General features: G+C 49.8%; 10 protein-coding genes. 9 read left to right on the forward strand and 1 reads right to left on the reverse strand.

What is annotated here, in order from left to right; translation table 11 throughout:
• Positions 1 to 257: 257 nt before the first annotated feature.
• The 8 genes from galT (at position 258) to NOU37_03030 (ending at position 10,580) form a co-directional block, all read left to right on the forward strand.
• Positions 258 to 1,277, forward strand: a complete 1,020-nt coding sequence (gene galT, locus NOU37_02995; protein ID MCQ4574202.1) for a galactose-1-phosphate uridylyltransferase — start codon at positions 258 to 260, stop codon at positions 1,275 to 1,277.
• On the forward strand, positions 1,274 to 2,719 hold the full coding sequence (glgA, locus tag NOU37_03000; protein ID MCQ4574203.1) for a glycogen synthase GlgA: 1,446 nt from the start codon (positions 1,274 to 1,276) through the stop codon (positions 2,717 to 2,719). Before galT ends, glgA begins: the two co-directional genes overlap by 4 nt.
• A 2-nt stretch (positions 2,720 to 2,721) precedes the next feature.
• On the forward strand, positions 2,722 to 4,848 hold the full coding sequence (locus NOU37_03005) for a DUF1926 domain-containing protein (GenBank protein ID MCQ4574204.1): 2,127 nt from the start codon (positions 2,722 to 2,724) through the stop codon (positions 4,846 to 4,848).
• Positions 4,849 to 5,115: 267 nt separating this feature from the next.
• Complete coding sequence (locus NOU37_03010) at positions 5,116 to 7,713, forward strand: GAF domain-containing protein (GenBank protein ID MCQ4574205.1); 2,598 nt, start codon at positions 5,116 to 5,118, stop codon at positions 7,711 to 7,713.
• Positions 7,710 to 8,078 (forward strand): response regulator, encoded by a 369-nt coding sequence (locus tag NOU37_03015; protein ID MCQ4574206.1) that lies wholly within the window; start codon positions 7,710 to 7,712, stop codon positions 8,076 to 8,078. The genes NOU37_03010 and NOU37_03015 overlap by 4 nt, the downstream gene beginning before the upstream one ends.
• Positions 8,079 to 8,081: 3 nt before the next feature.
• Positions 8,082 to 9,323 carry a glucose-1-phosphate adenylyltransferase gene (gene glgC / locus NOU37_03020; protein MCQ4574207.1) on the forward strand — a complete coding sequence of 414 codons (1,242 nt, stop codon included), beginning with the start codon at positions 8,082 to 8,084 and terminating at the stop codon, positions 9,321 to 9,323.
• Between the two features lie 31 nt (positions 9,324 to 9,354).
• Positions 9,355 to 9,834 (forward strand): hypothetical protein, encoded by a 480-nt coding sequence (locus tag NOU37_03025; GenBank protein MCQ4574208.1) that lies wholly within the window; start codon positions 9,355 to 9,357, stop codon positions 9,832 to 9,834.
• Between the two features lie 170 nt (positions 9,835 to 10,004).
• Entirely contained in the window at positions 10,005 to 10,580 is a 576-nt protein-coding gene (locus NOU37_03030) for a hypothetical protein (protein ID MCQ4574209.1), read from the forward strand.
• Positions 10,581 to 10,905: 325 nt separating this feature from the next.
• On the opposite strand, the gene NOU37_03035 is transcribed toward NOU37_03030, so the two are convergent.
• Positions 10,906 to 11,655, reverse strand: a complete 750-nt coding sequence (locus NOU37_03035; protein ID MCQ4574210.1) for a restriction endonuclease — start codon at positions 11,653 to 11,655, stop codon at positions 10,906 to 10,908.
• 220 nt (positions 11,656 to 11,875) lie between these two features.
• Between NOU37_03035 and NOU37_03040 the strand changes: the two genes are divergently transcribed.
• Positions 11,876 to 13,396 carry a pentapeptide repeat-containing protein gene (locus tag NOU37_03040; protein ID MCQ4574211.1) on the forward strand — a complete coding sequence of 507 codons (1,521 nt, stop codon included), beginning with the start codon at positions 11,876 to 11,878 and terminating at the stop codon, positions 13,394 to 13,396.
• Positions 13,397 to 13,484 lie beyond the last annotated feature (88 nt).

A 13,484-nucleotide genomic window follows, 5' to 3' on the forward strand; every position in this document is an offset into this window, starting at 1 on the left:
CTTTGTACTTGATTTTGGTGTGTGTGGATTCTAAAATCAGTGTCTGATATTTTACATCGCTACGCATAAGTAGTGTGATTACTTATAGTTATACTCAAGAGGAAGCTGTAGAGAGGGACGGGAAGGGGCTGGCAGTTGCCGGCTCAGGCAAAGAAGTCTGCTTTACCGCTGCGCGACCTCAAACCTAGTGTGCTTGCCCGGATAATTTTAGGGGTACATTTTAGGGGTACAATGGATAGGTATAAAAAGGAGCCCACATGCCAGAACTAAGAAAAGAACCGGTGTCGGGACGTTGGGTGATTATTGCCACGGAGAGGGCCCTCAGGCCCACAGACTTTAAAGCCTCGTCGCACAGCATAAAGGCCGGAGGGTTCTGTCCGTTCTGTAGCGGTAACGAGGATAAGACCCCGCCGGAGATTATGGCCTACAGGGAAAAAGGAACTGAACCCAATAGCAGAGGCTGGAGGGTAAGGGTAGTGCCCAATAAATTCCCCGCCCTGGTAATAGAAGGCAGTCTGGACAAGCGAGGTGACGGCATTTATGACGTGATGAACGGGATAGGCGCCCATGAGGTGATAGTAGAATGCCCGCAGCATGAGATATCACTCACCGCCCTTGAACCCGCTCATGTGCAGGAAATACTCTGGACGTACAGGGACAGGCTGGTAGACCTGAAAAAGGACAAGAGGTATGTCTATGGGATGCTGTTTAAGAATGTGGGTGCGGCCGCGGGGGCAAGCCTCGAGCACACCCATACCCAGCTTATTGTCACCCCGATAGTGCCGCAGATTGTGGCGGCTGAGATGGAGGGCTCGCTGACGTTTTACAAATACAGGGGCAGGTGCCTGTTCTGCGACATGATTGCTCAGGAGAGCGCGGGCAAGGTCAGGGTGTTAATGGAGGGGGAACACTTTATCACGTTCGCGCCCTTTGCCTCGCGGTTTCCGTTTGAGCTATGGATCCTTCCGAGGAATCATTCCTCCCATTTCGAGAATATACAGAAGTCCGAGGTCGAGGAACTTGCGGTGACGTTGAGGTCCGCCCTGTGCAGCCTTGAAAGTATACTGGAAGACCCACCCTATAACTTTATCGTACACACGAGCCCGTTTGACCAGCCGGAACTGGAACATTACCACTGGCACATAGAGGTCATACCCAGACTGACGCGAATGGCCGGTTTTGAGTGGGGCACAGGCTTCTACATAAATCCGGTGCCGCCGGAGAGCGCGGTCGAGGACCTGCGGAAGGCGGAATGTTTGAAGAAGGTAACGGAATGAAGATAGTGTTCGTTTCCTCGGAGGTTGCGCCATTTGCCAGGACGGGCGGGCTGGGAGACGTGGCGGGCTCTCTACCGAAAGGCCTGCAAAAGCTTGGTCATGAGGTCTCTGTATTTATACCCCTCTATGGACGAATCCGGCGTGACGGGTTCAAGCTCACTGCCACGGGCGAGAGCGCGACTGTGCCGGTTCGTGACAAGTCAGTTACCGGTACTGTATACAGTGCATGCCTGCCGGAGACAGAGATACCCGTCTACTTTATAGAGAATGACGGGTATTACGACAGGGAGGAGTTGTACGTCGACCCCTCTACCGGAAAAGATTATGTAGACAACTGCGAGCGGTTCTCCTTCTTTTCTCGTGCCGTATTGGAGACGGTGAAATCAAGAGGTGTCAGGCCCGACGTCATCCATTGTAATGACTGGCAGTCAGCAATGATTCCCGCCTACCTGAAGAGCATTTACAGGGATGACGACTTCTTCACGGGGATACTTTCAGTGTTGACCATTCATAACCTCGGCTACCAGGGTCTTTTCCCCAGAGAAGATTTACAGGCCACGGGGCTAGATGCCGGTTACTATAATAAGAGGCAACTGGAGTACTATGGAAATGTTAATTTGTTGAAGGCCGGTATAGTTTTCTCGGACATAATTACGACGGTAAGTGAGAAATATGCAGAGGAGATACAAACGGAAGAATTTGGAGCGGGTCTTGATGGGGTGCTCAGGGACAGGGGCGGGGACCTGTACGGCATAATAAACGGGATAGACTACTCGGTGTGGAGTCCGGAGGTGGACGGGCTTATTCCCGCCAGATATGGCCCGGATGACCTGAAAGGGAAGAATGAATGTAAGAAGCATCTCCTGAGAAAGGCAGGCCTCATAAATCAAGGGGATGCGCCTTTGATAGGAATGATTACAAGACTTGCAGAGCAGAAGGGAATAGAGCTGTTGATTGAGTGCTGGGAGGAGTTGATGAAGCTGGATATAAGGTTAGCCCTGCTCGGTAGCGGCGAGAAGCGGTACCAGGAGGCCCTGAAGGATTTAACGGGCAGATATCCGGGCAAGGCGTATGTTTATATTGGGTTTGACAACCGGCTTTCGCATGAGATAGAGGCGGGCGCCGACATGTTCCTGATGCCCTCCAGGTACGAACCGTGCGGGCTTAATCAGATGTATAGTCTCAAATACGGGACGGTGCCTATAGTACGTAAAACAGGGGGACTCGCCGACACGATAAATCCTTCCGTGGGGTTCGTATTTGAACCCTACTCCTCAGGAGAGATGCTGAAGTCTATCCGGGAGGCCGTAGCGGCCTATGGTGACAGGGCTGGATGGGCGGGGCTTATGAAGACGGGCATGAGCCAGGACTGGTCATGGGATAAGAGTGCCCGGCAGTATTCAGACCTCTACCGTGACGCCCTCAAGGCGACAGGGTGTTAGAAATGGGCAAGGTTCATTTCGTCTTCGTCCTGCATAACCACCAGCCTGTGGGTAACTTTGACGGCATCTTCAAGAGGGGGTGTAGCAAGGCCTATGAGCCGTTCATCAGGCTGCTTGGCAGACACCCTGAGGTGCCCGTTGTACTGCACTACTCGGGGAGCCTGCTGGAATGGATTGAGGCCCACCGCCCGGAACTATTCGAAAGGATAAAAATACTGGTAAACAGGGGGCAGGTTGAGTTGCTTGGAAGCGGATTTTATGAACCTATCCTGGGGATGCTTCCCGAGATTGATTGTGTCGGACAGGTCCGTGAATACGGCGACTGGCTCAACTCGCGTTTCGGCACGCGTGCCCGTGGATTATGGCTGACTGAACGTTTCTGGGAACAAACACTGGTGAAAACCCTGAAGAAGGCGGGTGTGGAATACACGGTGGTGGACGATTCCCACTTTAAACATGCGGGGCTTGCCGAATCCGAACTTTACGGTTACTTTCTGACGAACAACAGTGGAAAGAAATTGGGGGTGTTTCCCTGCAGCGAGCGGCTTCGCTATTTGATGCCGTTTAAACGTGTGGAGGAGACAATCGAATATCTACGCCGCGCCGCCGATACGTGTGAGGATGCCGTTGTGGTGTATGCCGATGACGGTGAGAAGTTTGGGCTCTGGCCAAATACGTTCAGGCGTGTCTACCGGGACGGCTGGCTGGAGGACTTTTTTGGCGCACTGCACGAGAACAGGGACTGGATAAGGCCCACCACACTGGGCCGGGTTGTTGATAACGTTAAGCCGAGGGGAGAGGTGTCTCTGCCCAACGTCTCCTACCGTGAGATGATGGGGTGGGCCGTTCCCGCGAGGGACGTCCCGTCGAAGAGGGGCGTTGCGAAGGGCAGTAAGCAACCTTCACAAGACGACCTGGCTGCGAGATTTGCGAAAGGCGGCTCCTGGAGAAATTTTCTCACAAAATACCCTGAGGCCAACCAGATGTACCTCAGGATGCTGGAGGTAAGTAAAGAGGTCTCATCAAACAAGAATGCGAGGTCAAAGAAGGTAGTCAGGGCAAGACGTGAACTATACAAGGGTCAATGTAACGACGCCTACTGGCACGGTATGTTTGGAGGGCTCTATCTGCCCCATCTGCGCGCGGCGGTGTACAGGCACCTGCTGGCGGCCGAGGAGATGACCGATTCCCGAAGGGGCGTATGCCTGGAGACGCACGACTACGACCTTGACGGGACGGATGAATTCAAGGTGATAGGACCCAAACTAAACGCCTATTTCAAACCCTCGCGAGGGGGCCACCTGTATGAACTTGATTACAGGCCAAAATGCGTAAACCTCATGAATACGCTGACAAGACGTGAAGAGGCGTATCACAGAAAACTCCGGCATAAAAAGAAACCGGCACGTGAAGAAGGGGCGAAGAGTATACACAAGCTTACACAGAAGACAAAAAAAGGCGTGGGGAAGGAGCTTGTTTACGACAGATATCAAAAAGAGGGTCTCATAGACCACTTCTTTGCCCCCGGCACGAGGCTGGTGGATTTTGTAAAGGGAAAGGCGGTTGAACTGGGTGACTTTGTTGCATCGCCCTATCGTTCAAGCATGAAGAGGTCCGGGGGAAAGATGACGCTGCGAATGTCGCGTACGGGCATTTTGAAAGCTGACGGAAAAGAACTCCCCCTGACGGTGACAAAGATAGTAGAACCGGTGTCTTCTCCGCCCTCACTCCATATCAGATATCTCCTGGAGAACCTGTCTGATGACGAGATGGAATTCACGTTTGGTGTGGAGTTTAATCTGTCTATGTCCGCGGGCAGGGCCCCCGGAAGGTACTATCTGTCTGAAGATGGTACCAGGGCGGGAAACCTGGCCATGAAGGGCTGCCTTTCGTCACAGTCAGAGTTAACAGTGGTGGATGAAGGTGTCGGCCTGATGGTCTCGTTTGGGTTATCCCCCGATGCGGACGTATGGGTATGCCCGGTTGAAACTGTCTCGCAGAGTGAGTCAGGGCTTGAAAAGGTGTATCAATGCTCGACGGTGCTGCCCAACTGGGGCCTGACGCTAGAGCCCGGAGGAAAGTGGGAGGCAGAGATAAAGAAACATATAACAGAAACCAGGCCCGTTTAGTACGTGCGGGAAGATCACAATATTATCGGAGTCCAGTCTGCGCCCCCCCCAAAAATGGTGGATTTCCAACCTGAGGCGGATCGCTGGTGTAATCCACTGACACAGTCAGTGGACTCCAAAAATTATATAAGTAGTTAGCGGAAATGCGGATTTTTGTAGAGGTATGTAGCAAGAAACTTAAGGAATTTCCAGGTTTTATCGGGTAAAATATATTTTTGAGAAGGGAAGTTTAAAGTATTGGTTGTGCAAGGCCATGAAGGTGTGGATATGAAGACCGTAGAAACAGGTCAACTGGAAAGAGAAGTTGTTGACAATATACACAGGGTAATTGCAACAACGCTCGACATAAAGGACGTCTACACCGGAATAGTAGCTGAGCTGAGGAAACTGGTTGATTTTGACAGGGCAAGCATCGCACTTCTTGGAGATGAGAAGGACACAGCCGTTACTTATGTAATATCAGCTGAATATAACGGTGTGGCTCTAAAAGAAGGAGAACCCTATCCGCTGAAGGGAAGCGTTCTGGAGAAGGTAATCACCACCGGGGGGCCCGTAATCGTAGAGGATACCGAAAATGACGAGTTCTCTACCGATAGCCTGCTGTTAAAGGAAGAGGGGATAAGGTCCCGGTTAAGTGTACCACTCAGGGCTAAGGAAAACGTTCTTGGAAGCATTAACCTCGGCAGTAAGAGGCCTGACAACTTCAGTATCACACATGCGAACCTATTGGAACAGGTCTCGCCTCAATTGGCCCTGGCCACTGAGAACACGATACTGTTCCGAAAAATAAGAGATTCAGAAGAAAAATATAAAGACCTTTATGATAACGCCCCGGTGTTATACTGTACTTATAGCATGGACGGCACCATACTTGATTGCAATCAGACTGCCGCCAGGTTGCTTGGTTACACAAAAGAATCCATTGTTGGTGAGAAAATAAGCCGTTTTATATTCCCTGAGGACCGGGAAAAGGCCGAAAAGACCCTGGTAGAGGGTCACGTGGACGATTTGGAACTACGAATGGTGAAGAAGGACGGCACCATAATTGACGTCAGCGTCAGCACCGCGCCTAAATATGACGTGGTTGGCAACGTTAACGGTTCAAAAATGGTTGCGAGGGACGTTACAGAGAAAAAACGGGCTGAAGATCGGCTGCTCCAGGAATCATACAAGGTACAATCCGTTGTCGAAGCCCTGGGCATCGGGCTTTGTTTGATGAATAAGGAGCTCAATATAACTTGGGGCAATAAGAAGATATCTGAGTTGTGGGGCCTTTCGGAGTCGGTGGTGGGCATGGCGTGTCCGGCAATCTTCCAGTGCAAAGAAATTGTCTGTCCCGCGCAGAAGGCCTTCAAACGTGGAGAAGGCCGGTTTCACGACATCCAGATTCTTACCAGGGAGGGGCGGCGGAGGTACATTGAGAACATCGCTATACCGATGAAAGATACGAGGGGAGAGGTTAAAAGGGTCTTGCTCCTCTCAATGGACATCACTGACAGAGAAAAGAGGATACACCAGCTGTCGCTGTTAAGTCAGCTTAGTGACGCGCTACAGCACACCCTTAAGCTGGAGAAGGTGTTTCAACTGGTCCTCACCTGCGTGACTGCCGGTCACGCGCTCGGTTTTAACCGCGCAATGCTGTTCCTGTTGAACCGTGAGCGAGACGCTGTCTGCGGAAAGATGGCTATAGGTCCCTCGAATTTGGAGGAGGCCTACGGGGTCTGGCAGGAGATATCCAAGCACCCGACGTTTGAGGGTCTCCTGGCGGACGTAGTCGAACTCAAGCCGCTCGAATCGGAGCTTAGCACAAAGACCACACTTTTGGCCTTTCCTGTCTCGGATGACAGGGAAATAGTCGTAAGGTGTCTGAAAGAGAAGGTGCCGCAGGTAGTAGAAGATGCAAATAATGACCCCAGGGTGACTGAGGAATTCCGTAATGCCATTGATGCGAAAGAATTTGTATGTGTGCCTCTCATGGTGAAGGGTGAGGCCATAGGGGTAATTGTGGCGGATAACGTATACAGCGCTGAACCGATAACGGAGGAGCACGCACGTATCCTGAATATGTTTGCCAAGTCGGCCGCTCAGGCGATAGAGAATGCCGAGACTTATCAGGAACTCGAGGACAAGATGGCCCAGTTGACGGAGACGCAGGACAGGCTCCTGCGTGCTGAAAGACTGGCGGCCATTGGCGAGGTGGCCTCATACGTGGCCCACGAGATACGAAACCCGCTGGTTACAATCGGAGGATTTGCGCGCTCCATCAAACGTCTTGGCTCAAACGACGAGAATATAGACACAAGCTCCAAGATCATTGTGCAGGAGGTGGGAAGACTTGAAAGGATACTTGACAACATAAGAGACTTCACCCGGCCCGCTGCGCCGCTGAAGGCGAGAGTGCACATAAACAAATTAATAGAAGACACCCTGGCGCTGACTGATGGCTATCTCAGGGAAAAGGATGTAGTTGTGCGCAAAGAACTTGGAGACGACCTCCCCGAGACACTCGCCGACCCATCCCAGATGAAGCAGGTGTTCCTGAACCTGGTAAAGAATGCCGCGGAGTCTATGGCAGAAGGCGGTATACTAACCGTAAAGACGTACGTGGAGGAGAATTCGATTAAGATAGATTTTGCCGATACGGGAGAGGGTGTGCCTTCCGAGATAAAGGGAAAACTCTTCACACCGTTTTTCACTACTAAGACGGGCGGCACAGGTGTCGGACTTGCGATATGTCAAAAGATAGTAGACGATCACGAAGGTAAGCTCATTGTATCCAGCGCAGAAGAACGCGGGAGTGTGTTTTCCATACTGCTCCCCGTGTTGGACGCTGGGGAAGAGGTAAGAAGGGGGGATAAACAATGATAAACATCTTGGTAGTAGAGGACGACAAGAACCAATGTCTTCTTTATAGGCAGGAACTTACCGAGGAGGGCTACGACGTGGAGGTCGCCAGGGACGGTAAAGAGGCGATAACCATGGCAAGGCTCAGGTCCCCGGACCTTATAGTAATGGACATAAACATGGCCGGAATGGACGGCATTGAGGCAATGGGAAAGATTCTGGGTGAGAACAACAAGATACCCATCATCATAAATACCGCATACACAAGCTACAAGGACAACTTTATGACATGGTCCGCTGATGCGTACGTGGTAAAGTCCTCTGACCTCGTGGAGCTTAAGAATACGATTAAGGAAATACTGCAGAAAAAGAGTCGTCAAAGATAAAATATGTCGATACCAGCCCCGTACACGTTCAATAAGGTGCTTGTGATTATCCTTGCGGGTGGGGAGGGGCAGAGGCTCTATCCCCTGACAAAAGACAGGGCAAAACCGGCAGTACCATTTGGCGGTGTCTACAGAATAATAGACTTCACCCTGAGCAACTGCCTCAATTCCGGGTTCCACAAGATAGCGCTCATCACGCAGTACAAGTCTATGTCGCTGGACCGGCACGTGCGCCTGGGCTGGTGGAATCTCTTTGTCAGCGAACTGGGAGACTTCCTGGAAATCATTCCACCCCAGATGAGGATATCCCACGAATGGTACCGCGGCACCGCAGACGCCGTTTACCAGAATATATATACCCTGGAGAGGGAAAAACCCGGGGTAGTTCTGATACTCAGCGGCGACCATGTGTATAAGATGGACTACCGCAAGATGTTGGATTTCCACCTTAAGAAAGAGGCAGACGTGACGGTGTCGTGCGTAGACGTGCCCATAGAAGAAGCCTGCCGCTTCGGCATCATGGAGATTGATGAGGAAAGCAGAACAACAGGTTTTCAAGAAAAACCTTCAAGCCCCAAACCCATGCCCTCCAACCCGGACAGGGTCCTGGCCTCCATGGGCGTCTACCTCTTCAACACAACAACCCTGGTCAGACGGATAGTTGAGGACGCCAAGACAGATTCGAGACACGATTTCGGCAGAGACGTGATACCCTCTATGATTGACAGAGACAGAATCTACGCATATCAGTTTGAAGACGAAAATAAAAGTCCGGTGAGGTACTGGAGGGACATCGGCACCCTCGACGCCTACTGGGAGGCAAACATGGACCTCATAAGCGCCAGCCCGATATTCAATCTCTATGACACGGACTGGCCGGTGCGCACCTACCGGGAACAATTTCCGCCGTCAAAGACCGTCTACGGCGGTGAAGACGGACAGATGGGAGAGGTCGTCAACAGCCTCCTCTCGGACGGGTGCATAATAAGCGGCGCAAGGGTAGAAAACTCTGTACTTTCCCCGGACGTCAGGGTAGAAGCTAAATCCAGTATATCAGACTCTGTCATTATGGAAGGGGTGAGGGTGGACGGAAACGTAAAGATCCGCAGGGCCATAATAGACAAAGGCGTACACGTCCCCGAAGGGACGGTTATCGGTTATGACCACGAAACGGACAGAAGCCACTTCACCGTGACGGAGAATGGAGTAGTTGTGGTCCCGAAGCAAATTACTATAATAGAATAAACACAACACGCAGGAGAAAAGGACCAGCGACATGAAACGATGCTCTCTTATGACAGTAACTCTGTTGTGCCTGATGGTTTGCTTTCCATCTTGTGAATGGTCGTGCTACGCGCCAGGCGAAAAACCTTCGGGCGAATACGGAGGCGTCTCTCCATCCGAAGAACGCGAGGCCTTGGAAAAGGCGACCGACAGTGAACTAAAGGACGTCATGAAGGCATCCGCAAAATATATGAAGAACCTGGAGGCATCGATGGAGAACGGTAACTGGCCTGCCACGAGGGTGTCCGCCAAGAAACTGGAAGACCTCATCGGAAAGCGCTGCGTGAACCTGTACGTAAAGGTCCATGGACGAGTATCGAGAAAGTTTACCGACATAAGCAAGGACTTCAACGAGCATGTGCTTAAACTGCTTAACGCCGAGCGGTACAACAAATACGAACTGGCCAGAACCCAGTTCGAAAACATGAAGCTCGACTGCGACAACTGCCATGATAAGTTCAGAGAGGAGTGACAGTAGTTTCTCAAACGACGGGCTCCCTGCGGGTCCGTCTAGCGGTCAGAACGCAAGAGGATATCGACGCGGTTTTTTGCCGGTTGCCGGATTCATAAGGCGCAGGCGGCTTGTGATAAATACCGAGACGACTACACAAAGGAGAGTGGGGCAACCTCCCCCGGAGTAGAATGAAGAAATCTCTTTATCTTGGTCTGATGCTGCTGTTGTTTATCTCAGTCAACACCGTTTCCTGTGAGAGGGCGGAGGAGGAGCCGGAAGAAGAGACTATGGTGGCGCTCATGGAAGAGGAAGAAGAATTCTTCGGAGAAAAAATACCCGCACTTGAAGAGTGGGCGGAGCAGGAATGGGAGGAGAGGGCGCCGGTAGAAGAAGAGGAGGGGGAAGAGCCCGTAGAGCTTGAGACCCCGGGGGGCCTCAAAGAGGCCATGGCGGCCACCTCGCGCGCCATGAGACGGCTCAGCCGGAGTGTAAAGAAGGATAACTGGGAAGGGATAAAGGATTCCGGAAAACAGGTAGAAGACCTGATTGCCGGCCGGTGCGTCACACTGTACTTCAAACAACACCCTTCAGGGGTGCCCACGGAATTTATCATCATCGGAGACCGTTTCAGGGCCGCGATACAATCCCTCGTCAGGGGGGCAAAGGGACGTAATTCCGACGACGTGCTTCGCGAGTTCTTTGTAGTAAAAGGGACCTGCAAGGACTGCCACAAACTCTTCAAAGAGAAGGACGAGGAGGAATAACGCCCGGCAGTAACATTTGTAGTGGCAGAGCTTACTCTGCTTTCATGTAGTGGCAGAGCTTGCTCTGCATAGTGTCGAGCAAGTCATGCCTTAGGCAGACATGCCTATGGCACGGCTTGACCACTACACAGTCGGTGGGGCAGGTCTTGGTAATCCTTCGCCGAGGGCTACGGACACCTCGCGCCTGGCCGAATGAAAGTGTCCGGCACCCCTCTGATTTCCATTCTGAAGTCAAAAGGGGAATATGGGTTCAGTACATACACTAAAGCCCGCGTAAGAATTTTCTGAAGGCACACCAGCAAAGAGGGCTATATATTCATGCTAATTAGTCGTCTGCACTTGTATGTCCCGTACGGCTCAAGTGTATTATCCCATTCATGTTTATCAAATCGATTGGCTTATGTTTTGCAAACTGTTTAACACCTTTCGTAAAACCAGAAGTGCAAGCTAATATAGCCCTTTTAGCCTTTGCGTGTTTCATTGCACCGTATAGGTCTCTTACTACAGCAGGGCCAACTGGGTTCTTGTGAACCTTACATTGTACAATAACCTTATGCCAACCTTTATGTGCAATAATATCAACCCCTCCATCACCTGAGCCTTTAGCTACTTTTTCAATGTTGTAGCCGTTTCTGCTCAATACAGATGCAAATTCATGTTCAAACTGTTTACCAGTTAGAGACCCCCAAAATTCAGTCTGTGTCCTAGTGAACCACGCATCAAACTTATCCTTAGCTTTTTTGTACTCCCTAAATGTCTTAATATGCTTATTGAATAATGGCAGAGTATGATGATAAATGAGTGCGACAAACAATGACACGATAAGCCCACATGACGCACCAATTAGAGCCATAAACCCCCCACCAAGTAATGCCATTAATATGTGCCCCGCTTCCACTGCGTGAAAAGGTGTGCCCAAAGGAACTACGAATGTGAATGCTTGGATTACTCCTAGAACTGCTCCTAGAATTATTACAGTTTTAAAAATCCAATATACAGTTTCTTCTTCATACTTCTTACAGCTACGAATATCCTCTTTCGTTAGGCCGTAATCTTCTAGTGTTGGTTCTTTCATAATCGTACTCAGTAAGGGCACTAAGCAACAGAATAATAAGGTGTACTTCTTAGGTAGGCTCCTCTAGTGGGGAAATCTACTACTAGCCGGACGCGTTGTCAAGCCCCCCCTCACAAATGGTCTAGTCTCTATACATTCTCCTTATAGCACACTATAATATGCCAATCTACCTCAGGTGGACTGACTAATAATCCTTTCGGGTCTTAGAGGGGCAAAGGACATGGCAGATAATGGGTGCAAATGGGAACCACCTTTTCCCTGGAGAGATTATGCTAAATGTAGCGAACCACCCCTTCTAAACGACCCCAAGGGCTACTGTCTCCTCCACTCTGAAGACGAGGATAAAGATACTCAAGCATTCATAAAAAGAGTGAAGGAGAAGATAGAGACTGAAAATAACACAATAGACCTCCGAGGTTGTTTCTTTCCCATAGTTTTTGACTCCTGGCCCTTTAAAAAATCAATATTCCCCGAGAAACCTACACTTTTCAACTGGGCAACATTCGCGGAGGGGGTAATTTTAGCCGCAACCACATTCAATGGAGAAACGCACTTTAGCGGAGCTAAGTTCCTGAAGAAGGCTACGTTCAGAAATGCTATATTTAAAGGAGTGACTGAATTCAGCGATGCCACATTTGAGAAGGGAGCAGATTTCATAAATGCTAAGTTCCTGAGTTCTGTGGAGTTCTCTAAAACTACTTTTAAAGGTGAACTAACGAGCTTTAGGGGGGCTGCCTTTGAAGATGTAGACTTTAAGACTACACAATTTCTAGCTAAGCAGGTTTCGTTTACCGATACTATCTTTTATGGAAGTACCAATTTTGATAATTCTCATTTCGATAACCAAGTGTATTTTATACGAACTACGTTTTATGGAACCCATGAAATAGTCAAATATAAGTTACCGTTTCTAGAATTCCCAGAACCACTCGAAGATAAAATATCTTACCATCATCACACTGGTCTTTTCATTTTCAAAGGAGTTATGTCTGGACAAGAAAAGACTCAATTATTAAACCTGTCAGAAGACAAGTTATATGGGAAGACTATAGAGAAGCTTTCGAACAAGCCTCCAGAAAAACTCCGTAGGTTTTTCTGGGTCGAATTCCCGAGGACGTACAAACAGGCAGTGTTTGCGGATACTGACCTAAGTAAGTCTAGCTTCCTCAATTCAAACATAGACAAGGTGGACTTCAGGTACTGCAAATTTGTGGAAAATGGAGGAAGGCTAAACGTTTTAAAAGACGAACGTGATGCCGATATTGAGGTACAAAAGGATCCTAAAAACAAGAAAGTCAGGGAAAAACAGTATGAGCCGGTACGACGACTCTATTTGGAATTAAAGAAAAACTTTGAAGACAAAAAAGACTGGAACAGGGCTGGAGATTTTCACTTTGGGGAGATGGAGTGCGGACGGAAAATGTACGGGTGGTCAATCGTGGAAGGTGTCTTGTTTAACCTATATTTTTGGGCAAGCGGCTACGGCGAGAGACCACTAAGGGCATTAGGAGTATTTCTAATACTCGTGTTTCTTGTATTCCCGTTGCTTTATTGCCTTTCGGGGGATGGTTGCTTCTTCCAAAGTATGTGGAACAGCCTAATGGTTACTTCATTTGGTAGGGTTGCTAAGCCAGAAATTACGAGCTATTTGGGGCCAATCATTTGGCTGATTGAAATAATAGTTTGTCCCACCCAGTTCGCTCTCTTTGCCCTAGCCCTGAGGAGGAAGGTGAAGAGGTAAGATTGTCTAGTGGGCAAATCTACAACTTGCCAGAAGGCTTGTCAAGCCTAATGGCTTTGGTAACCAATAGGTGTCCATGACAACTCAG

The organism is Candidatus Bathyanammoxibius amoris (assembly GCA_024451685.1).
Lineage (GTDB): Bacteria > Planctomycetota > Brocadiia > Brocadiales > Bathyanammoxibiaceae > Bathyanammoxibius > Bathyanammoxibius amoris.